Annotated in this window: 17 protein-coding genes; 3 read left to right on the forward strand and 14 right to left on the reverse strand. The window is 46.3% G+C overall.

Annotation, left to right across the window (positions count from 1 at the left end):
- Window positions 1–8: 8 nt before the first annotated feature.
- Window positions 9–887, reverse strand: coding sequence for a zinc ABC transporter substrate-binding protein ZnuA (gene znuA, locus RJD38_RS02050; RefSeq protein WP_065430709.1), 879 nt, complete (start codon window positions 885–887; stop codon window positions 9–11).
- A gap of 84 nt (window positions 888–971) precedes the next feature.
- On the opposite strand from znuA, the gene znuC reads away from it, so the two are divergent.
- Both znuC and znuB read left to right on the forward strand, forming a co-directional pair.
- Entirely contained in the window at window positions 972–1,760 is a 789-nt protein-coding gene (gene znuC / locus RJD38_RS02055) for a zinc ABC transporter ATP-binding protein ZnuC (RefSeq protein ID WP_005598670.1), read from the forward strand.
- Window positions 1,753–2,538 carry a zinc ABC transporter permease subunit ZnuB gene (gene znuB, locus RJD38_RS02060; RefSeq protein ID WP_065430710.1) on the forward strand — a complete coding sequence of 262 codons (786 nt, stop codon included), beginning with the start codon at window positions 1,753–1,755 and terminating at the stop codon, window positions 2,536–2,538. The genes znuC and znuB overlap by 8 nt, the downstream gene beginning before the upstream one ends.
- A gap of 89 nt (window positions 2,539–2,627) precedes the next feature.
- On the opposite strand, the gene purF is transcribed toward znuB, so the two are convergent.
- The 10 genes from purF to fabB all read right to left on the reverse strand — a co-directional run bounded on the left by purF (window position 2,628) and on the right by fabB (window position 17,502).
- On the reverse strand, window positions 2,628–4,142 hold the full coding sequence (purF, locus tag RJD38_RS02065) for an amidophosphoribosyltransferase (RefSeq protein ID WP_065430711.1): 1,515 nt from the start codon (window positions 4,140–4,142) through the stop codon (window positions 2,628–2,630).
- Window positions 4,143–4,177: 35 nt separating this feature from the next.
- Window positions 4,178–4,669 carry a CvpA family protein gene (locus tag RJD38_RS02070; protein ID WP_005598667.1) on the reverse strand — a complete coding sequence of 164 codons (492 nt, stop codon included), beginning with the start codon at window positions 4,667–4,669 and terminating at the stop codon, window positions 4,178–4,180.
- A gap of 62 nt (window positions 4,670–4,731) precedes the next feature.
- On the reverse strand, window positions 4,732–5,283 hold the full coding sequence (locus RJD38_RS02075; RefSeq protein ID WP_005598665.1) for an SPOR domain-containing protein: 552 nt from the start codon (window positions 5,281–5,283) through the stop codon (window positions 4,732–4,734).
- Window positions 5,284–6,549, reverse strand: coding sequence for a bifunctional tetrahydrofolate synthase/dihydrofolate synthase (folC, locus tag RJD38_RS02080; RefSeq protein ID WP_005598663.1), 1,266 nt, complete (start codon window positions 6,547–6,549; stop codon window positions 5,284–5,286).
- A gap of 45 nt (window positions 6,550–6,594) precedes the next feature.
- Window positions 6,595–7,521 carry an acetyl-CoA carboxylase, carboxyltransferase subunit beta gene (gene accD / locus RJD38_RS02085; protein WP_065430712.1) on the reverse strand — a complete coding sequence of 309 codons (927 nt, stop codon included), beginning with the start codon at window positions 7,519–7,521 and terminating at the stop codon, window positions 6,595–6,597.
- A 219-nt stretch (window positions 7,522–7,740) separates the two neighbouring features.
- A complete protein-coding gene (truA, locus tag RJD38_RS02090; protein WP_005598660.1) occupies window positions 7,741–8,535 on the reverse strand; it encodes a tRNA pseudouridine(38-40) synthase TruA in 795 nt (264 codons plus the stop codon).
- Window positions 8,536–8,703: 168 nt separating this feature from the next.
- A complete protein-coding gene (locus RJD38_RS02095; protein WP_367971392.1) occupies window positions 8,704–13,596 on the reverse strand; it encodes a FimV/HubP family polar landmark protein in 4,893 nt (1,630 codons plus the stop codon).
- A gap of 207 nt (window positions 13,597–13,803) precedes the next feature.
- On the reverse strand, window positions 13,804–14,817 hold the full coding sequence (locus RJD38_RS02100; protein WP_005598656.1) for an aspartate-semialdehyde dehydrogenase: 1,014 nt from the start codon (window positions 14,815–14,817) through the stop codon (window positions 13,804–13,806).
- Window positions 14,814–15,950 carry a 4-phosphoerythronate dehydrogenase gene (locus RJD38_RS02105; RefSeq protein ID WP_065430714.1) on the reverse strand — a complete coding sequence of 379 codons (1,137 nt, stop codon included), beginning with the start codon at window positions 15,948–15,950 and terminating at the stop codon, window positions 14,814–14,816. Before RJD38_RS02105 ends, RJD38_RS02100 begins: the two co-directional genes overlap by 4 nt.
- A 340-nt stretch (window positions 15,951–16,290) precedes the next feature.
- A complete protein-coding gene (fabB, locus tag RJD38_RS02110; RefSeq protein WP_005598653.1) occupies window positions 16,291–17,502 on the reverse strand; it encodes a beta-ketoacyl-ACP synthase I in 1,212 nt (403 codons plus the stop codon).
- A 128-nt stretch (window positions 17,503–17,630) separates the two neighbouring features.
- Here fabB and mnmC point away from each other — a divergent pair, with 128 nt between their 5' ends.
- Entirely contained in the window at window positions 17,631–19,643 is a 2,013-nt protein-coding gene (gene mnmC, locus RJD38_RS02115; RefSeq protein WP_065545142.1) for a bifunctional tRNA (5-methylaminomethyl-2-thiouridine)(34)-methyltransferase MnmD/FAD-dependent 5-carboxymethylaminomethyl-2-thiouridine(34) oxidoreductase MnmC, read from the forward strand.
- Window positions 19,644–19,799: 156 nt separating this feature from the next.
- Here mnmC and RJD38_RS02120 read toward each other — a convergent pair whose 3' ends face one another.
- From RJD38_RS02120 to RJD38_RS02130, 3 genes are all read right to left on the reverse strand, one after another.
- Window positions 19,800–20,336, reverse strand: a complete 537-nt coding sequence (locus RJD38_RS02120; protein ID WP_065545141.1) for an NADPH-dependent FMN reductase — start codon at window positions 20,334–20,336, stop codon at window positions 19,800–19,802.
- Between the two features lie 126 nt (window positions 20,337–20,462).
- Complete coding sequence (locus tag RJD38_RS02125) at window positions 20,463–20,726, reverse strand: YfcL family protein (protein ID WP_065545140.1); 264 nt, start codon at window positions 20,724–20,726, stop codon at window positions 20,463–20,465.
- Window positions 20,727–20,835: 109 nt separating this feature from the next.
- Window positions 20,836–21,813, reverse strand: a complete 978-nt coding sequence (locus RJD38_RS02130) for a tetratricopeptide repeat protein (RefSeq protein WP_065545139.1) — start codon at window positions 21,811–21,813, stop codon at window positions 20,836–20,838.
- Window positions 21,814–21,842 lie beyond the last annotated feature (29 nt).

Here is a 21,842-nt window from a genome sequence, read left to right on the forward strand (position 1 = left end):
ATAGCGATCTATTGCGCTAAACACGTGATAAAGTCATTAGCCATCTGATCAATAAATGTGAAGTAACTCCCTGCTTTGACCTCAACATCTGAGCCAATAGGATCTAATACTCCCACTTTAGCACTGCTTCCGCGAACAACAGACTTCACCACTGCTGGCGTAAATTGTGGTTCTGCAAAAACGCACTTTGCCTGTTTATCAGCTAATGCCGTACGGATACGAATCAGGGTTTTCGCCCCTGGCTTGCGATCAGGACTGACGGTAAAATGCCCCAAATGATTTAAGCCGTAATCTTGTTCAAAATAACCATAGGCATCGTGAAAAACAAAGTAGCCTACATTTTTTACTGGCGCTAAACGCTCTGTAAGCTCTTCTCGCTGAGTCGCGAGTCGCTGAGTGAAACGTTGATAATTTGCTTCATACTGTGTCGCGTGATCGCTATCAAGCTGTTTCAATTGCTCAGTGATTGCCTTGGCAACTTGTTGTGTCGGCTGGTAACCAAGCCAAAAGTGTGGGTCATGACTGCCATGATCGTGTCCATCATGATCGGCATGATCTCCATCAAATTCATGTAGGGGTAAGCCATCGATTTTCGACAGTTCAAGAACATGTTCTTGCTTAGTCACGACCTTGTCTAAAAAAGGTTCCAAATCATGGCCGAACCAAATCACTAAATCCGCAGAGGCTACTTTTTTTACATCCGATGGACGCAATGCATAGTCGTGTGGTGAAGCATTAGAATTAAGTAAGACTTCCGGTTGACCGACATCAATCATTAACTCTTGAGTGATCATCTGTATCGGCTTAATGCTGGTTAAAACCACTGGCTCTTGAGCCATAGCTGTCGAACTGGATAATGCCAGTGCGAGGGTAATTCGTTTTTTCATCAGTTAACCACATCGTGACTTATAGAATTTGTAAGTGATAAATGTTACATTATAACAATATTCAATTGCAAATGAGTTCCATTCATGACCTCGTTAGTCGACCTTACTAATATTTGCGTTCAGTTCGGTGAACGCAAAGTACTCGATAATGTTAGCGTAAGTTTAAAAAGTGGCGAAATCACCACCCTTATAGGGCCAAATGGTGCAGGAAAATCGACACTGGTTAAAGTCTTGCTAGGTTTACAGCGTTGTTCACAGGGAACCATTAATAGGCCAAAAGGGCTGAAAATCGGTTACGTCCCACAAAAGCTCAAACTGAATGATTCTTTACCTCTCGACGTGGAACGTTTTTTACGCTTAGCGGGCCGCTATAGCCAGCAAGAAATTCAAGAATCACTTGGTTTGGTGGGGGCATCACACCTGCTCAAAGCCAACATGCATTCATTATCGGGTGGCGAAACACAACGCGTACTACTATCACGTGCGCTGCTCCAACGCCCACAGCTATTAGTACTCGATGAGCCAGCACAAGGTGTTGATGTTCAAGGTCAAATTGATCTCTATGACCTAATTGATACTATCCGTCATCGCTTCCATTGCGCGGTCTTTATGGTCTCACACGATCTGCATTTAGTGATGGCCAAAACCGACCATGTTATTTGCCTGCAGCATCATATTTGCTGCTCTGGTGCACCAGCCTCCGTCGCTCAGCACCCGAAATATATCGCACTGTTTGGTCAAGCACGCCAAGAAAAAATTGCCATTTATCATCATCAACACGACCACCACCACCATGACCTTTCTGGCCAACCCGTTAAAGGGGAAGGATCATGTTGTGGAGACCATTCACACGGACATCACCACCATGATTGAGTTTTTACTGCCTTCTATTTTTGCAGGCCTTGGCATTGCCCTGATTGCTGGGCCACTCGGCTCTTTCGTCGTATGGCGCAAAATGGCTTATTTTGGCGATACATTAGCGCACGCTTCTTTGATGGGATTGGCGTTTGGTTTTCTATTAGATGTAAACCTCTATCTCGCACTGGTCGTTTGCTGCTTAGTGTTGGCAGTATTACTGGTGACTTTGCAGCGCCAGCAACTGGTAGCGACTGATACTCTATTAGGTATTCTCGCCCACAGTTCATTATCGCTCGGCTTAGTCGCGGTTAGCTTTCTCGACAATGTTCGTATCGATTTGATGAGCTATTTATTTGGCGACTTACTGGCTGTTTCACCAAGCGATTTAATCTTTATCTACCTCGGTGTCGCGGTGGTGGGTATCGCTTTAACTGTTTTTTGGCGTCCGCTACTCTCCTCAACGGTCAATGAAGAACTGGCTGCCGTAGAAGGCCATGATACCGATCTAATGCGTCTGATTTTGATGTTGTTGGTCGGTTTAGTGATCGCGGTGGGTATGAAGTTTGTTGGTGCCTTGATCATGACGTCACTATTGATCATCCCTGCAGCCACGGCTCGTCGTTTTTCTCGAACACCGGAACAAATGGCGATACTGGCCTCTATTCTTGGAGCGATAGCCGTCTTACTTGGTCTGACACTCTCTTGGCACTTTGACACACCAGCAGGCCCTTCGGTGGTGATCAGCGCCAGCGCCTTGTTCTTACTGAGTCAGGTAAAAAAATCGGTTTCGTAGCTAGGTTTTTGTTACTAGCTTTATTTGCGTTGACGGTATGAATAAACAAAAACGGCTTCCCAAGGGAAGCCGTTTTATTTCTCTAGCAATTATGCGCCTTCGTTATACAACTCTAGGCTAGCGAGGTCTTGCTGTAGTTCAGCCTGCAATTTGGCATCATCGCAACGTAATGACTCTAAATACTCAAGATATTGCTGAGTAATATCGCCAGTCACGTACTCACCGCTAAATACCGACGTTTCAAACTTCGCAATATCTGAATTGCCTAAACCAACCGCGCTAACCAAATCTTCTAGGGTTTGGAAGATAAGTTCGTCGGCACCGATTTGCTTACAGATTTGCTCATTGTCGCGCCCATGAGCAATCAGTTCATTCGCACTAGGCATATCGATACCATAAACGTTCGGGAAGCGAATCTCTGGAGCCGCTGAAACCATGAAGACCTTCTTCGCACCAGAATCTCGCGCCATCTCAATGATTTGCTCAGAAGTGGTACCACGTACGATCGAGTCATCAACTAACAATACATTTTTATCTTTAAACTCCGAACGAATCGCATTGAGCTTACGACGCACCGATTTCTTGCGTTGCTGCTGACCAGGCATGATAAAGGTACGACCGACATAGCGGTTTTTAACAAAACCTTGGCGATACGGTTTATCGATCAATTGAGCGATCTGCAGCGCGATATCACATGACGTTTCAGGAATTGGAATGACCACATCAATATCGAGATGACTAAATTCATCACGAATACGCTCACCTAATTTTTTCCCCATCTCAACACGGGCAGAATAAACGGAAACTTTATCGATAAACGAATCTGGGCGAGCAAAATAGACGAACTCAAACAAGCAAGGATTTAGCTCTGGGTGATCAGCGCATTGCTGAGTAAATAACTCACCATCAAAAGTGGCATAAATTGCTTCACCCGGCAGAACATCACGGATGAAATCAAAACCAACCGCATCCAATGCCACCGATTCAGACGCCACCATGTATTCAGTGCGACCTTCCACTTCACGCTTACCTAGGCATAGAGGGCGAATGCCTTTAGGATCACGAAATGCAACCAGACCATGACCAATGATCATTGCTGTTACCGCATACGCACCACGAATAGTACGGTGAACGTTTGTCACGGCGCGGAAAACATCTTCGGATGTCACATTACCTTTCACCATATCAATTTCATGTGCGAGTACGTTAAGCAGCACTTCCGAATCAGAGGTGGTGTTTAGGTGGCGGCGATCTTTAGCAAACAACTTTTCACGCACATCATGTGCATTAGTCAAGTTACCGTTGTGAGCGAGGGTGATGCCGAATGGAGAGTTTACGTAAAAAGGTTGGGCTTCTGAGACACTTGAACTGCCAGCGGTTGGGTAACGTACATGGCCGATACCAACGTCTCCTTGCAGTCTTTGCATGTGTTTTGCTTCGAATACATCTTTGACTAAACCGTTCGCCTTGCGCAGACGAAAACGATTGCTTTCTATGGTACAAATACCGGCGGCATCTTGGCCACGGTGCTGCAATACAGTCAAAGCGTCATAAATAGACTGATTTACAGGCGAAGTGCCCACGATTCCAACAATACCACACATGTCCTAACCCTCGATTTGCGATAATGGCTGGCGCGCTATGACGCGCCAGATAAGAAACTCGATGAAGCTTGTAGGTGTTCGAAAAACGGCTCAATGATTAACTTAAAGTGTGGAACCAGCTCCGAGCTTGTCCACCATTCGCTATCATTGAAAGTGGTGAAAGTATCAACGAAGAACAATACCGCCGAAACGATCAGCACTCCTCGCAATCCACCAAATACGATACCTAACACGCGGTCGGTACCCGATAGACCCGTTTTCTGAATTAACTGCCCAAGTACATAGTTAACCAACGCTCCTACAATTAGCGTGGCAACAAACAAGGCAGCAATCGCTGCGCCATTGCGAAACATCTCATCTTGGATCTTGGTAAAGTAAACCGCCAAACGACTGTAATACTGACTGGCGATAAAAAATGCACCAAACCAAATAACCAATGACAATGCTTCTTTAGCAAAGCCGCGAACTAAGCTGATTAAAGCCGATAGGCCAATCACACTCAAAATGACAATATCTAACCAATTCATGTGTATTCACATCTTCAGTTTGCGCGCATTTTAACAGAAAAAACGCTGACGCAAACGTTTTCTTAAGGATTTAACGGTTTAAATTTAAGCAATCGGCCTTTTGAGCCCGTGATTTTTTCGAGTTCCTTAATTTGGCGCTCGAGCTTATTTTTTGAAATATCAGGGCCAATAATCACGCGCGTAAAGCTATTATCTAGCTTGGTATGCGCCTGATAACCACGCTTTTGTAGATCTTTCACCACATTTTCCGCGTTCTCAGCATTTTTCAGCGCCATCAATTGAATGATCCAAGCACTCTCTTGGTATTCATTGCGTTCTGGTACTTCTTTTACCACCACCGGCAACGGTTTATTTTCAAGTTGAGCTTGCTCACCTTGATCTTCTACCTCTAATGTAACTTCCACTGGTGTTGGTGGTAATGCCGCGCTGTCGTCTTCTGGCTCCAGCACTTCGAACGTTTCCACATCACTTTGCAACTCCGGTTTAATCGGAATGCTAGCGATCTCTTCTTGGTAATGTGTTTTTTTGCCATCTAATACATCAGGCAACACGATCACACCAATCGAGACCAAAATAATGGTGCCGACAAGGCGGTTTTGAAATTTACTTGCCATTTATTCTCCTTTGCTCTGCCAGTATTCAAGCACTTCACCAACGGTATGGAATGATCCCACAACAATGATGACATCTTGCTGGTGAGCCTTTGTCATTGCCGCTTCAAATGCAGCGACAGGCGTGGCAAATTGCGCTTGTTCTGCACCTAAATAACGACATAATTCTTCGGCTTTTGCCGCTCGAGGTCCCGTAAGTGAGGCTGGGTACCAATGGCTAGCCACTGGCGCTAAGATTTCAAGCGTCGATTTAATGTCTTTGTCATGCAACATCGCTACCACCATATGAATGGTGTGCTGCGGGTATTGCTGTTGCAATCGCTCGACTAAATATTGGGCTGAGTGCGGGTTATGGGCAACATCAAGTAGCACCGTGGGTGCTTGATGAATGACCTGCATACGACCCGGCAGTGAGGCATTGCGTAGGCCATTCACGATATTGACATCAGAGAGGTCTAGATGCGCACTGGCGAGCGCCATCAGTGCTGTTGCAGCATTAGGTAAAGGTAGGCTTGGTCGCGGTAAGTCATCTAACTGAAAGCTGCCATGGCTCCAACACCAAGTGTTGTTGTCCGTGAGTGCATAGTCATACTGAATGCCGACTTGGAACAACTCGGCCTTTATGTCATCTGCATGAGCCGCAACAGTTGCGGGCGCTTTAGGTTGACCACAGATAGCGGGTTTGCCGCTACGGAAAATACCCGCCTTTTCAAAGCCAATCACGTTGATGTCGTCACCAAGCCAATCAACATGGTCGATGGCCAAACTGGTGATGATACACACATCATGATCAACCACGTTGGTGGCGTCTAATCGCCCACCTAAACCCACTTCAAGTAATACCACATCCACTTTTTCACTTTGAAATAAGCGCAAAGCAGCAAGGGTGCCAAACTCAAATAAGCTTAAACTGATGTCACCACGTTGCTGTTCAACAAAGTCGAAAGCTTGGGTATGTTTTTCATCACTAAGATCAACGCCATTAACGCGAACGCGTTCATTGTAGCGAATGAGATGTGGGGAACTATAAACGCCAACCGAATAACCAGCATCGAGTAGAATGGCTTCCATCAATGCACAGGTAGACCCTTTACCGTTGGTACCGGCAACCGTAATCACCGTCGGTGCGGGTTTGGTCAATTGGGCTTTATTTGCGACGGCTTGAACTCGGTCGAGACCAAGATCAATCGCTGAGGTATGTAGCTCTGCTAAATAATCAAGCCACATCGCAAGTGGGGATGTGGCTTGAGGAATTTGGGATTGAATCATCTAACTTTAACCAATAAATCCGTGGTTGTTTGTTAGTGAGATACTTTACCCTTTTTCGTCGGCTTCTGGTACAGAATACTCAGCTTCTTGTGGAGAATCATCCACAGAAACGACCAACGGTGATGCGTTATTGGTCAATTTAGCTAAAAGGCTACTCACGCGTTGACGCATTTCTCGGCGATCGACGATCATATCAATCGCACCATGCTCAAGCAGGAACTCACTGCGTTGGAAACCTTCAGGAAGATCTTCACGTACCGTTTGTTCAATAACGCGGCGACCAGCAAAACCGATCAGCGCTTTTGGCTCACCGATATTAATGTCACCCAGCATTGCCAAACTTGCAGATACACCACCCATGGTTGGATCAGTCATAACCGAGATAAAAGGCAAGCCCTTCTTCGATAAACGCTCTAGCGCCGCACTGGTTTTCGCCATTTGCATTAGAGACATCAGTGCCTCTTGCATACGTGCGCCACCAGAAGCAGAGAAACAAACTAGACCGCAGTTGTTTTCCATTGCCGCTTCAACAGCGCGAACAAAACGGGCACCAACAACAGAACCCATTGAGCCACCCATGAACGAGAATTCGAATGCACAAGCAACCACAGGAACACCGATTACTTCACCTTGCATCACAACAAGGGCGTCTTTCTCACCACTGGCTTTTTGTGCTGCAGACAGACGATCTTTATAACGCTTTGAATCTTTAAACTTCAGCTTATCTTGTGGCTCAAGTTCATTCGCAAGTTCAACGCGATTGTTTTCATCTAGGAACGTTTCCAAGCGACGACGTGCCTTCATACGCATATGATGGTCACATTTCGGACATACTTCTAGGTTACGCTCTAGTTCAGCATGGTAAAGCACCTGTTCACATGATGTACATTTAGTCCATACCCCTTCTGGGATCGATGCTTTACGTGAACTAACGATATTGCTTTTTTCTAAAATCTTTTCAAGCCAACTCATGGAAGACCTTTTCTCTATCACTCTTTCGCGCCATGCAAAAGATATAAAAACTGAATTTATGCGTGAGGATTAAAGCATATAAAATGCCAAGTGTAGACAAAAAACTGGTTGTACCTATTTTTGCTCACTCACGCATTCGCTTTATTGACTCTTCACACACCGTCTCTCATTGAACTAATAAAACATAATTTCTATTTATTATGAATAGATTAGCGAGATTTAGTTCAAATTATCTGGCAAAAATAGCGGACCGATCGGTGCACGAGGCAGTCCATACTCTTGCGGATAATCAACATCGACTAAATAGAGCCCTTCCGCTTTCGCCGTTGCCCCAGCTAACTTACGATCTTTGGCTTTAAGCAGCCAATCGATCCATTCCGGTTCTTGCTCACCGCGGCCGACACACAGCAAGCTGCCGGTGATGTTGCGGACCATATGGTGAACAAAGGCATTAGCTTTAATATCGATCACCACATATTGCCCATGACGCGTCACGTTCAAATGAATCATATTGCGCCAAGGCGTTCGTGACTGACAATGGATCGCACGGAAAGAAGTAAAATCATTCTCACCTAACAAGTATTGGCCTGCCTGATGCATTTTGACTTCGTCCAATTCACCATGGTAGTGGCTCACTCCAGAATGCAAAATACCTGGTCTTAGCTTGCTATTAAATATGATGTAGCGATAGCGACGAGCTGTCGCGGCGAAACGCGCGTGAAACTCATCCGACACTTCTGTTGCCCAACGAACCGCGATGTCTTTTGGCAAATTAGCATTGGCACCCATAGTCCAAGCCACCATTTTTCGGCTGGCTGTGGTATCAAAATGCACGACTTGACCCGTACCGTGCACACCAGCGTCAGTACGACCTGCACACTGTACTTCTATGGGATGATTGGCGACTAAACTTAATGCACGTTCAAGCTTTTCTTGCACGCTTTGAACTTCTCTTTGACGTTGCCAGCCAAAGTAGTGAGTGCCATCATACTCAATACCTAAAGCGATTCTCATCTTGGACTCTCTTGGAATATGGGTCGGGCAGTATAGCGAAACTGACCATGGCTTCAAGTGGCCGCCCGGTAAAGTTCGGTTAAATTTCCTAGCTCAACTCATTTATAGATCAAGCTATTATGGATATCACTCTTAAAGATAAAGGGGCTTTCGCCCCTTTATTGTTTGTTATCGACCATTAATTGCGTCAATTAGGCGCTTCGCCTCACGGCGAATGTCGTCGTTACCATCGACGATGGCCTCTTCCAACAGTTTTTTAGCACCACTAGCGTCGTTCATTTCCATGTAGATTTTAGCCAGATCGAGTTTACCCGATGCTTCCGCATTACTATCGACATCAATATCAGACATCTGACCTATCACATCAGGGAAATCACTTAAACCGACATCTAACTTTAGCGCTTCTTCGTCTGGGTTAAACAGCCCTTCTTCGCGGTCCACCTCTGCCATCAATTCGTCAATGGTGCGATATTGATTGTCACGTGGATTGAAGTCGATCAGATCGTCTTGATTTTCCCAATCTTCGTTTGAGATTTTTGCTTGAGCAGGCTGGTTACCTTCATCCCAAGCATGGCGATCTTCTTCTGGAATATCATCCGAAATAGACGCTTGTAACTCAGGAGAAAGGCTAAAGCCATTCCAATCTTCGCCGCCCATTTCCAGCATGGCATCGATATCCATTCCAGCAGAATCACTGGCACGCTGGTCAATCGGTTTCTCTACTGGAGTATAGCTATCATCGCCTTCTGCAAGTAATTCATTAAACGCGCTTTCATCATAATCAGACTTAATCGCAGCATTATCTCTATACTCTTGCTCTTGAGGTTCAAGTGGAGCAGGTTCTAGAGATGGAGCGTCACCAAATAAACCAGACAATACGTCTTGTTCATCTAAACGTTGGTCCAAATCAGCATTATCAATGTCAACAGGCTCAAGATCGTTAAAATCGAAGCTCGGCGCTCTTTCTGGTTCTTCTACAGTACTTTGTTGCTGCAGTTCACCATCGCGAATCTCTGCTGGTTCTTGCTCTGCCGAACCTTGCTCAGCCGGCTCCGCTTCTACAGGGTCTGCAGCAGATTCAAATGCCTCCGTGATATCTGACGCTGTATTGTCAGCAGTATCAAACTCAAACACTTCATCAGACTGCGTTTGAGGCAGCTCTTGAGTCTGCTCTTGAGATAATTCTGGCGCTGGCTCTGGCGTCTGAGTAACGACTTCATTTGCTACAGGCGCTTCTGCAAGCGCGACATCAGAGTCTTGCTCCATTTCGGCTGTCGCATCGGCCAATGCATCCGCTTCACCATATTCAGGCAACTCAAGATCATCAAAGCTAAAACGAGTTTCACCATCAACATCAACATCAACATCACTTAACTCTGACTCAGAATTGAACGCGGGTTCAGTTGATAACTCATTGGCGATGGATGCGGCTTGATTTGGCATTTCAGCCTTGAAATCCGCTATTGCATCGTCTTCGCCATACTCAGGTAGATCTAAGTCATCAAAATCAAAACGTTCTTCAGCGTCTGATTGAGCGATTTGTGGCTCAGTTTCTAGTGCTTCAGCCTGCGGCTCAATAGGCACTTCGCCAGAATCTCTTTCGTCGTTGGCAATCTCTTCGTTAGCCATGTTTTCTGGGCTGACAGTTTCTGTGCTATGAGCTTCATCACTAGCAGCTTCATTGTCATAAACGCCGTCACCGATAATTTCGTCGAACGCATCTGATGATGCAGCCTGACTCTCGTCTTGCGGCTCAGCTACGGCTTCTTCACTAGCACTTGCAGATGGTTCAGTTATTTGAACATCATCAGCTTGATGCTCAACAGCGTCAGCTAACGCTTCTTCTTCACCAAATTCAGGTAACTCAAGTTCATCAAACTCAAATGGTAGATCGTTTGCAACATCAACTGACTCAGCTTGTTCCTCTGGCTCTGGCTCTGGCTCTGGCTCTGGCTCTGGCAATGGAGCGTCAGGCGCATCGACAGAATCAATGTGTTGAGAACCATCACCTTCGCTAGCGACAGGTTCCACCTCTGCAACGTCGGCTGTCTCGGCATCTTGCTCAACAAAATCGAACTCTGGCTCAAATTCAGGTTCAGCTGATTGAGCAGGCTCTGGCGTTAACGGTTCATTGTGTGAATCGTCAATTTGAGCGGTTTCATTCACTTGCTCAAGTGGCGCAGCAGGCGTTTGCTCTTGTAGCGCCGCTAATGCATCTGCGGTGTCACTATCACCATCAAACAACCAATCATCATCACTTGGCGTACCAAATTCGTTATCAACCGTTGGCAATGCCGCTTTCGCTGGCTCTGGCTCTGGCTCTGGCTCTGGCTCTGGCTCTGGCTCTGGCTCTGGCTCTGGCTCTGGCTCTGGCTCTGGCTCTGGCAGGGAGGATTCATTCACACTTTCCGCGGTGTCAAGTGCTGGTGATACTGGTTCATCGTCTTCCACTTGGTCAAAATTGAACTCACCAAGTAATGGATCCGATTCTGGCGCCACATTGAGCATGTCATCCAAAAAGTCATCGCTCGAAAACGCTTTTTCTTCTTCAACAACAGTCTCTTCAATATGTTCTAGCTCATCGTTAAGCGCTGCAAGCTCGGCTTGTTCGTCAAGTGTTGGCTCTTCCGCCTCTGTGCCTGTTGATGCAAGCAGCTGTTCGATTTCATCATTACTTGGCTGCGCATTTGGTGCTGATTGCACCTCACTTGCCGCCTCTAACGTTGCTAAGCTATCTTCCGACTGAACTTGTTCCGGCTGACTCTTTTCAATTTCGAGCAGTTCTTCAAACAGATCAATACCATCGTCACCGAAATCATCGGCCGATAAATCTTCTACGCTTAACGACGCATCGCCGTTGTCACTATGGTCATCAAGCAGTTCATCGAGTAGATCCGTACTGTCGGCGTCATACGCGGACTTAGCGGTACTTTCCTCTAACTCTTCTTCATCCAGCAACTCATCCAACATGGAGACTGAGTCGAGATCAAACGCAATATCGTCTAAGTCATCAGCTTCTGAATCTAAACCCTCTTCGCTTTGCGCCTGTGGGCTTTCCACAAGGTTAGGCTCTTCCGATTGAGTTTCTAAGTTCGGCTTAACTTCACTGTCTAGCTCGTCCTCTTCTCCTAATAACTCATCAAGCATCGCAGTGGAGTCATCAGACAGTTGCAGTGTTTCGTCTTCATCACTGTCGTCTAACCATTCATCCAGCAGATCAATACTTTCTTCACCAGAGTCGAGATCGAAACCATTTTCATCAGAATCAAGCAGCTCATCGAGCATTTGAGTATTCGTCAGCTCTGATTGGCTATCTTCCGCAGACTCGGTGAACAGTTCATCAAACAATGCGTTACTTTCATCTTCTAATTTCTGTAATGCTTCATCTGGTTGTTCAGTCGCTGAAATGTCGGATTCAAGCGACTCAGCAACACTCTCTTGCTCCGCTTGAACTTGGGCGAATAGGTCATCAATATCGCTATCTGAAGTAATCGCTTGGTTTGCAAAATCGCTATCGTCTTCACTTAAATCAAACCCTTCGGGATCATCAAGCAAATTATCAAATGAGAATGCGTCATCACCCTCAGCGCTTTCACTGAGCAACTCATCGAGCATCGCTTGTTCAGCGCTATCTTCGTCCTCATCAATATCGTCAAGCGCTGAGCTAAACAGATCATCAAGCTCACTTTGGCTCACGCCAGTGTCTGAAAGATCGAAACCGTCGTCATCTTCCGATGAATCTTCGATGACTACATCATTTAGCGCACGCTCCATCTCTTCAAGGCCAAGCGCTTTTTCACCACTATCTACGCTGATACCATTGGAGCTGACATCAAACGACGCCAAGGACTCATCGAGATCGCCGTCATCATCAATAGCGGCAAATGGGTCGCTGTCATCGTCATCATCAAGGTTGAAATCGAGCGCACTGTCATCTAACCCAGCAAAGATATCCGTTTCTTGCGTCGTTTCGGTGTCACCATCAAGCTCATCTGAGAACAATGTTTCGTCATCACTTGACTCACCAAACAGATCATCGTCCAGATCCAGTTCATCTTCGACGTCATCATCAAGGGCACCAGCGGCCAAAGGTGCCATTGACGCAGCGGCAGCCATTGATGGCAGAGAATTATCGTTTTGTTCTGCTTGAGCCTGTGCTTGTGCCTTTTTGCGACCAAGCAATAGCATGATCATCAGGCCAATCAAAAGACCAGGAACGATGGCAAGCCCAGCAACCAGCCAGCCATTGGAAAGAATATTGTCCAACGTACTTGGGGCATTACTTTGTTGCTCGGCAACGCGCAAACGCTCTGCTTCTAATAGTTTTTCCACTTCTGAGCGAATGCGATTTTCATCACCCAGCTCTTCTTTTAAGCCATCAACTTCAGTTTGCACCTCTGCCAACATCAAACGTAGGCGATGATTCTTCTCTTCCAGCGCGGTTAACTCGGATTCAGAACTGGTCAGTTGCTGCTCTAAAGCCTCGACTTGTGGCGCTTTATTAACAGTAGTTGGCTTAGTGGCTTGTGGTTTGATGCTTGGTGCCGTACTCGGTTGAGATGGCATAACCTGAGGCTTTGATACAGACGGTTTAGTCGCTTGGGGTTTCGCTTTATCGGCTGCCGATTCATTGCCATCCAGACGCGCTTGATGCAAGTTCATAATACGAACCGCTTCATCAGTCGAAACGCTCTGTACCTGTGCTAACGAAGGAACACGAATGGTGCTACCCGGGATCAAAGTATGAATGTTCTGATTTTCAAACGCTTGCGGGTTGAGCTGATAGATCGCCAGCAGCGTCTGTTGCACCGACACTTGATTAGACGGTTTAAGACGCGATGAGATTCCCCATAGGGTGTCTTGCCCTGAGGTTGGTCCATAGAAGCGTGAAGGTTCACTCGCGACCGATGAATGGCGCGTAATCTGTTCAGAGTATTGTGGCGAGTTTTGCAGCTCACCATTTGGCCCTGTCAGGCGAATACTTTCTGCACTTACGATGTTTGTCTGAGTCACGGCTACTAAGGCGATTGGCATTAGGAGACGTTGGAGAATTCGACGCATATATGGCTCAGTTAGGTGCTCATGGGAAATAAATTTAGTGATCTGCTAAATATATCGGATCATGAGGGCAAAACTATAGCCGTTGTGGCAAAAAATGTGTCCCTAGCTTAATAATCGCATTAATCTCACACATTTTTTTCAGGATTGATTAAAAAAGCCCCGCGTAAACGCAGGGCCCATAGAGTTTGCTAAGCAATTGTATGACTATTAGTAGTAGTCACGAATCAGTACTTCGGCAATTTGTACCGCGTTTGTCGCAGCGCCTTTGCGCACGTTATCGGCGACAACCCATAGGTTCACACCGCTGTGGTGGCTAATATCGTTGCGGATTCGGCCAACCATTACATGGTCTTTACCACCAGCATCACGTACTTGAGTCGGGAAGTCATCACCTTGGAACACTTCAACGCCTTCAGTATTTTCCAGCAGCTGGATTACATCTTGAGCATCAATTGGCGCACAAGTTTCAACATGAAGTGACTCTGCATGACCGTAGAATACCGGTACACGTACACACGTTGGGTTTACTGTGATGCCTGGATCGTTGAAAATTTTCTGCGTTTCCCACACCATTTTCATCTCTTCACGGGTGTAGCCGTTTTCCATCATCTGATCGATTTGTGGAATACAGTTGAACGCGATCTGTTGCGAGAAGTGTTCGCTTTCTGCTGGCACACCGTTCAGCAGGCGCGCAGTTTGGCCGGCTAATTCATCAATACCCGCTTTACCCGCACCGGATACCGATTGGTAAGTTGAAACGTTAATACGCTCAATACCCACAGCATCTTGAATCGGTTTTAGAGCCACAACCATTTGAATGGTCGAACAGTTCGGGTTTGCGATGATGTTACGGTTACGGAACTCAGCAATGGCTTCTGGGTTTACTTCTGGCACAACCAGAGGAACATCATATTCATAACGGAATTGTGAGGTGTTATCGATAACCACAACGCCTTCATCAGCCGCAATCGGTGCCCACTTTGCAGAAAGCTCAGCGCCCGCTGAAAATAGTGCGATATGAACTTGAGACCAATCAAAATCTTCAACATTTTCTACGCGTACAGTTTTTCCATTGAAGCGGCTAGTTCGACCTTCACTGCGCTCACTGGCCAACAGGTAAATGTTACCTACTGGGAACTTGCGCTCTTGCAATACTTCTAGAATGGTTTCACCGACAGCACCTGTCGCACCAAAAACGGCCACGTTATATTGTTGGCTCATTTAATTACCTCAACTTGAAAACCTAATTTCGCTAGCGGTGCCAAATTACACTCTGAATCACCGACTAACTTTACAGCGCCATATTCACGACGATCCCAATACGTTTTACGCATTTGATCGAAAGCGCCTGGCTGTTGGATTTGACGGCGGAATAATGCGTCGTCTTTACGCACATCATAGATGATTTGCGTTAAATTGTGCAGTGTCGCTTCATCCCAACCACGATCTAACGTTAGTTGCGGAATCGGCGCGACGGGCAGTAGCTCTTGTGCGCTGGCCACCAAAGGCTCATCTAAATACTCACAATAACTATTAAAAATCATGGTCGTGCCACGCGCCTTGCCCTCTAAACCGTAGCCTGCAACGTGCGGGGTGGCGAATGCTAACAGAGGAAGAAGTGCCATATCAACATCTGGTTCAAATTCAAATACGTCCAAAGCCGCGGTAAAGCCATCTTTTTTCTCGAGACGTTGTTTTAGTGCTTGGTTGTCAACCACCGGGCCACGCGCAGCATTGATCAAAATTTGGTCACCGCGTAACGTATTCAATACCTGGTCATTGATCAAGTGGTGAGTGGCATCATTCCCTTCACGGGTGATTGGCGTATGCAAGCTGATAATGTCTGCACGCTCTAGCAGCTCATCCAATTCAGTAAACTGACGGGTGTCGCCGTCTCGCTGCTTAGGCGGATCATTAATGAGTACGTTAATCCCGATCCCTTCTAAGCATTGCTGTAAATAGCTACCAACTTGACCAGCGCCAATAATACCGACGGTTTTATCGAAGACCGAAAAACCCTGCTGTTGCGCCAGTACCATCATGACACTGAAGACATATTCCGCCACACCGACCTTGTTACAACCCGGCGCCGCGGTGAAAAAGATGCCTTTCTCCATCATCAGTGCTTGGTCGACATGATCCATGCCTGCGGTTGCAGTACCGACGAACTTAAGCTTGTTCGCTTTCGCGATCAATTCAGCATTTACCTTAGTGACTGAGCGGATCATCAATGCATCAACATCGATCAAGTCATCGGCAGTTAAGCTACGACCTGGCTTCAAAATCACTTCGCCTAATTGGCTAAAAAGCGCCTCAGCATAAGGCATGTTTTCATCTATAAGAATTTTTTTCATCTGCGTGAATTCGTCGGTTGGGGATTAATCGGCAAAACTTTCTGTCTAGAAGAGTGTTATACCAGCTCTGTTGCGTAGATGTACACCTGCGGATGAGAGAAAGTCACCATATCTTCAGGTCAAGATGGGGAAATTCATGGTGCGATGTGCTTAGTGGCCGAAAGATAACAATATTCGACGCATAAAAAACCGGCCTCAATTGAGGCCGGTAAGATCCAGAACAAAAGGAATTTGACTCGCTCTCCATGAGCCAAAATCTGCGTCTGTTCGACTTAAGCATTACCTAAGTCAAGCTCTGGAAACTGGCTGCCATGCCAACAACGTTGACTGGCAAAATCAGTTAACCTTGAAATTTTTTAATCACAAGCGTCGCGTTTGTACCGCCAAAACCAAAACTGTTTGACATCACAGTGGTAAGCTCGGCTTCGCGCATTTCTGTCACGATATCTAGGCCAGCTGCCGCTTCATCAAGGTTATCAACGTTAATGCTTGGCGCAATAAAGTTGTTGTGTAGCATTAGCGTTGAGTAAATCGCTTCGTGTACACCCGCAGCACCAAGTGCGTGACCTGTCATTGCTTTGGTTGCAGAGATTGCTGGGCTGTTGCCACCAAATACTTGCTGGATAGCGCCAAGCTCTTTTACGTCACCCACTGGCGTTGATGTGCCATGCGTGTTCACGTAATCAACGCCATCAACCGCTGCCATCGCCATATTCATACAACGTACTGCGCCTTCACCTGATGGTGCTACCATATCGTAGCCATCTGATGTCGCGCCGTAACCAACGATTTCACCATAGATTTTCGCGCCACGAGCCAATGCGTGCTCAAGCTCTTCGATCACCATCATGCCGCCGCCACCAGAGATAACGAAACCATCACGGTCCGCATCATAAGTGCGCGATGCTTTTTCTGGAGTATCGTTATATTTGGTCGATAGTGCGCCCATCGCATCGAACATCATCGTCAATGTCCAATCCAACTCTTCACCACCACCAGCAAATACGATGTCTTGCTTACCTAATTGGATAAGCTCCATTGCGTGGCCAATACAGTGTGCTGATGTGGCACACGCAGAACTCATTGAGTAGTTCACGCCGCGGATTTTAAATGGGGTTGCTAGACAAGCTGAAACCGTTGAAGACATTGTACGAGGTACCATGTAAGGACCAACACGCTTTACGCCTTTCTCGCGAAGAATATCTACAGCTGCCGCTTGGTTTAATGATGATGCACCACCTGAACCTGCGACGATACCTGTACGGTCGTTAGAGACTTGATCTTCGGCTAAGCCTGCGTCTTCAATTGCTTGCTGCATTGATAGGTATGCATAAGCCGCCGCATCACCCATAAAGCGCATCTGCTTACGATCAATATGCTCTGCTGGGTTGATTTTAAGATCACCCCATACTTGTGAACGTAGACCTTTTTCTTTGAACTGCTCTGAAGCAGTGATGCCAGATTTACCCGCTTTTAGAGACGATAAAACTTCTTCGACGTTGTTACCGATACTTGAAACAATACCCATACCGGTGATTACGACTCGTTTCATTATGACATTCCTATAATTCAAGATACCGCTAGATGATAACTAAGTTAGCTAGGAAAAGTGGTCAGCTTTCCCTTAAAACCGTACAATCAACCTATATTTATGGTCGATATTCACAAAAATCAGACACTATGACTTCTATTACCAATGCTCAACTCGGCTGGAATGAAGCTGGCACGCCCGTTTCAGACCAATTCGATGACGTCTATTTCTCTAACGTAAATGGTTTGGAAGAAACGCGGTATGTGTTCCTCAAGCAAAATCATCTACCAGAAAGATGGCAAGAACATGACCAGCGTCGTTTTGTGATTGCTGAAACTGGCTTTGGCACTGGTCTAAATTTCCTTGCCGTATGGCAATGGTTCGAACAATTTAGACAACAGCATCCCAATGCACCTCTTAAAGAACTGCACTTTATTAGCTTTGAAAAGTACCCTCTCAGTAAAGCGGATCTAATCAAAGCTCATCAGTCTTGGCCTGAACTGGCCGACTACGCTGTTCAATTACAACAACACTACCCGATCGCAGTGCCTGAATGCCAGCGTATTGTACTCGCTGATGGTGCCATCACTCTAGACCTTTGGTTTGGTGATATCAAAGATTGCATGCCATTAGTACCTGTTTCTGCACAAGGTTTGGTCGATGCATGGTTCCTCGACGGCTTTGCGCCAAGCAAAAATCCGGAAATGTGGAATCAAAACCTGTTTGATGGCATGGCGCGTTTAGCGAAGCAAGACTGTAGCTGCGCGACTTTTACCGCCGCGGGTTTTGTCCGCCGAGGCTTAATCGAGGCCGGATTTGCGATGAAAAAAGTCAAAGGCTTTGGCACCAAACGGGAGATGATTGCAGGCAATCTGACTGAGCGTCAGGCCGTGACAAACTTCAAACCTTGGTTTCATCGCACTCCAAGCAGTCAACATGAACACATTGCCATTATTGGTGGCGGAATCGCCAGCGCCACGCTTGCAACCGCCCTATTGCGCCGTGGGCAAAAGGTCACTCTTTATTGCCAAGATGAGCACGCGGCCCAACGTGCTTCAGGCAACCGCCAAGGCGCGGTCTACCCATTATTGAACGGCGAACATCGCGGCGTATCACGCGTTTTCGCTCCGGGCTTTTTATTTGCGCGCCAGTTTGTTGATCAAGCGGCAGAGAAAATCTCATTCGATCATGATTGGTGTGGTATTACTCAGTTAATGTGGGATGAAAAATCGACCACTAAACTGAGTAAGATGCTTGAAGGCAGGTTTGATCCTATGCTGATTCATCACCTCGACGCAGAGCAAACCAGTGCGGCGATTGGCTTGCCGATTACGATGGAAAGCATTCAATATCCATTGGGTGGCTGGTTGTGCCCGGCGCAACTGACTCAAGGTCTGATTGACGAATTGACAAAAGACGCTCGATTTAAGATTAAATACAATCACAAAATCGACGCAATTACGCGCGTTGATGACCATTGGACACTGAGCAGTCAAGCGGGCGATGTCACCCATGATTGTGTGGTCATTGCTAATGGTAATGAGTTTGCTAGTTTCGAGCAGAGCGCGCATATCCCGCTTGGCCAAGTCAAAGGGCAAGTCAGTCATATTCCTACTACGCCTGAATTAAGCTCACTGAAAAGCGTGCTTTGTTATGATGGCTATATGACGCCAGCGAATCCCAATAACCAACAACACTGTATTGGTGCCAGCTACGACCGAAGCCACCTTGATTATCAATTTGATGCCACAGCACAACAAGAAAATGGTGATAAGTTACGTCACTGTGTTCCTAATGAAAGCTGGCCATTAACGGTGGATACGTCAGGTAACCAATCACGACAAGGCATCCGCTGCGTCAGTCGCGACCATCTACCGTTTGTTGGTAATCTGGCCGATTATGGGCAAGTCAAAGCGCAATATGAACATTTAGCTCAGCTGGAGCTTGAGCAAGCACAGCCTACGCCACACTATCCAGATCTATTCTGTTTGCTAGGATTAGGTTCTCGTGGTTTAAGTTCTGCCCCATTAATGGCTGAACTATTGGCCTCACAAATTTGTGGCGATCCCCTACCGCTACCAGTAGATGTATTAGAGACCCTTGATCCTAGCCGTATGTGGGTGCGCAAACTTCGTAAAGGTAAGGCCATCACTGAGCTTTAAGTTGACGTGCTATAAATTGACGCACTAAATCTCAATTTACCAACGATAGATGCTCATCGAACATTGGTAATAAAAAGTGCCGCCTTTGATCGGAAAGATCAACTGGCAGCACTTTTGTCTCGTTCAGACGTTAAGATGCACAACATCTAATATTCGCTAGAGCAACGTTTCCACTAACTTTACAACTTGTTCAGCCAAATCTGCTTGGCTAAGTTGACCGGTTGCCAAATCAAAGTTGTCATAAAAATTGGGAATGGAGAGTGACGCTTTAACATCTGCGCCAAAGTATCCAGCCGAAGCCACTGCCTGCGCCAGTACATTTTGAGCACCACCAGGGCCTGGTGAAGTGGCCAAATAGATTGCCGGAGTATTTTGAAACACTTGCGGGTTAATACGTGATGCCCAATCAAATAGGTTTTTGTAAGCGGCGGTGTAAGAACCATTGTGTTCAGCAAACGAGATGATCAAAACATCTGCCTGAGCAATCTGCTGCAGAAAGTTAGCTGCGTCTTGTGCTTGGCCGATTTCTTTTTCAACATCTTCACTAAACAGCGGTAGGTTAAATTGGTTGAGATCAAGCAAGGTCACTTGTGGTTCAGCCACTCGTTGAGCTAACTGCTGCGCGGCGTAAGATGCAAGGGCTTTATTAATAGAGGTTGAACTGGTTGAGGCTGCAAAAGCAAGGATATTCATTATGGCTGTCCCTTCGATTTAAAGAATGCTCCATGCTCAGCATAGAACAGAACCGATAAGCAACAACCATAATGTTGTAAAGTGTGACTTTCTTGGACTGGATGCGTACTGTTAAAAGACGGTCGTTTAGCCGTGGTTACTGAGTTCCAACCACAAATCATTAACGACAATACGATCTGCCGGAGTGAGTTCCGCGCGGGCTTGATCTAAGCTTGCTACGATACGATTTTTCAACTCATCTACGTCGTTGACACCTTCTTCTTCGCAAGTCGCAGCAGACAAAGAAATATGCCCTCGTAAGTAGCCACCAGCAAACAGCTCATCATCCGAAGCGGTCGCTATTCGCTCATCAATTAACGTCAGTAGCTTCTCTTCAAATTCAATAATCATGATGTATATTCAATCACTCGGTTTGACCACAAAATAGGGCTGAAGCTTCTCATATTGCGAAAATGAACGCAAACTATCATCAAACCCTCATTGGCTCAGTTTTCTATACTTACTGTTGTGGTTCGCAACGTTGAAAGGCACTTTCAATACACGCCTGACTCAATATTTGAGCTTGCTCTAGTTCACCCGCGGTTAATTTTGTCTGCAATAACTTTAATCGCTGATTGGCTAGTTCAAAACCCTGTGAATCGGCTGCGCTTAACCACACATAACACTGTACATAATCCGAGCGGGTGGCTTCGCTATTATACAATAGCGTTGCCAAATCAACCTGCCCCTCTGGTAACCCTAAGGTCGCAGCACGTAGCAGCCACGGTTTGGCTTTATCTGGGTCGTTCTCCCCAAGAGATCCATCCACATATAAAAGCCCCATCTTATGCATCGCTGGGCCAAAATTTCGTTCAGTCGCGATTTGATACCACTTTATCGCTTCAATCACGTTATTCTCTTCGTCTAAATAAATATTACCTAATACATACGCAGCCTCAGCGTGACCATGAACCACACTCTCAACTAACCATTGCTTTGCGATGGCTAAGTCTTGCTCGCCTCCGCTGCCCTCTAACCACAGCAAACCTAGCATAAATTCCGCTTCTTTCCTTTGCTCAACGGGCAACTGACCAGCCGATTTTTGATACCAGTAACGAGCAAGATCCGGCCGTTCTTCACCATACACTCCACTTCGATATAACTCAGCCAAATTATATTCCGCTTGCGGAAAGCCTTGCTCAGCAGCAACATGATATAAAGTCATAGCGCGCTGAGGGTCGTGCTCCACCAACATTCCTTTTGAGTAGAGATAGCCTAAATTAGTGGCCGCGATAGGGTCGTTTTGCTCAGCATTATCGATGCAGTAAGGCGAAATTTGATCGGTAAGTTCGTTAACCGCATAGGAGCAGAATGGATCGAACGTGCTTTTCTGTTCCACTTGGTGGCTACAAGCAGCGAGTGTGATGATGATGAACACAACAGCAATAGCTCGTCGCCAAGCACGAGAATCCCCCATCAGTTTACATTCGACACGCATCGGCTACTCCATCGACGGTTTTATCAATC

Origin of the sequence: Vibrio scophthalmi (assembly GCF_040869025.1) — a bacterium.
Lineage (GTDB): Bacteria > Pseudomonadota > Gammaproteobacteria > Enterobacterales > Vibrionaceae > Vibrio > Vibrio scophthalmi.

Bases quoted from the DNA above. Each gene is read 5' to 3' on its own strand.
- truA (WP_005598660.1), bottom strand. From the start codon at position 8,535: ATGAGAATCGCTTTAGGTATTGAGTATGATGGCACTCACTACTTTGGC.
- mnmC (WP_065545142.1), top strand. From the start codon at position 17,631: ATGACTTCTATTACCAATGCTCAACTCGGCTGGAATGAAGCTGGCACG.
- znuB (WP_065430710.1), top strand. From the start codon at position 1,753: ATGATTGAGTTTTTACTGCCTTCTATTTTTGCAGGCCTTGGCATTGCC.
- folC (WP_005598663.1), bottom strand. From the start codon at position 6,549: ATGATTCAATCCCAAATTCCTCAAGCCACATCCCCACTTGCGATGTGG.
- RJD38_RS02100 (WP_005598656.1), bottom strand. From the start codon at position 14,817: ATGAGCCAACAATATAACGTGGCCGTTTTTGGTGCGACAGGTGCTGTC.
- RJD38_RS02095 (WP_367971392.1), bottom strand. From the start codon at position 13,596: ATGCGTCGAATTCTCCAACGTCTCCTAATGCCAATCGCCTTAGTAGCC.
- RJD38_RS02130 (WP_065545139.1), bottom strand. From the start codon at position 21,813: ATGCGTGTCGAATGTAAACTGATGGGGGATTCTCGTGCTTGGCGACGA.
- znuA (WP_065430709.1), bottom strand. From the start codon at position 887: ATGAAAAAACGAATTACCCTCGCACTGGCATTATCCAGTTCGACAGCT.
- RJD38_RS02070 (WP_005598667.1), bottom strand. From the start codon at position 4,669: ATGAATTGGTTAGATATTGTCATTTTGAGTGTGATTGGCCTATCGGCT.
- accD (WP_065430712.1), bottom strand. From the start codon at position 7,521: ATGAGTTGGCTTGAAAAGATTTTAGAAAAAAGCAATATCGTTAGTTCA.
- purF (WP_065430711.1), bottom strand. From the start codon at position 4,142: ATGTGTGGTATTGTTGGAATCGTGGGCACTTCGCCTGTAAATCAGTCT.
- RJD38_RS02125 (WP_065545140.1), bottom strand. From the start codon at position 20,726: ATGATTATTGAATTTGAAGAGAAGCTACTGACGTTAATTGATGAGCGA.
- fabB (WP_005598653.1), bottom strand. From the start codon at position 17,502: ATGAAACGAGTCGTAATCACCGGTATGGGTATTGTTTCAAGTATCGGT.
- RJD38_RS02075 (WP_005598665.1), bottom strand. From the start codon at position 5,283: ATGGCAAGTAAATTTCAAAACCGCCTTGTCGGCACCATTATTTTGGTC.
- RJD38_RS02120 (WP_065545141.1), bottom strand. From the start codon at position 20,336: ATGAATATCCTTGCTTTTGCAGCCTCAACCAGTTCAACCTCTATTAAT.
- RJD38_RS02105 (WP_065430714.1), bottom strand. From the start codon at position 15,950: ATGAAAAAAATTCTTATAGATGAAAACATGCCTTATGCTGAGGCGCTT.
- znuC (WP_005598670.1), top strand. From the start codon at position 972: ATGACCTCGTTAGTCGACCTTACTAATATTTGCGTTCAGTTCGGTGAA.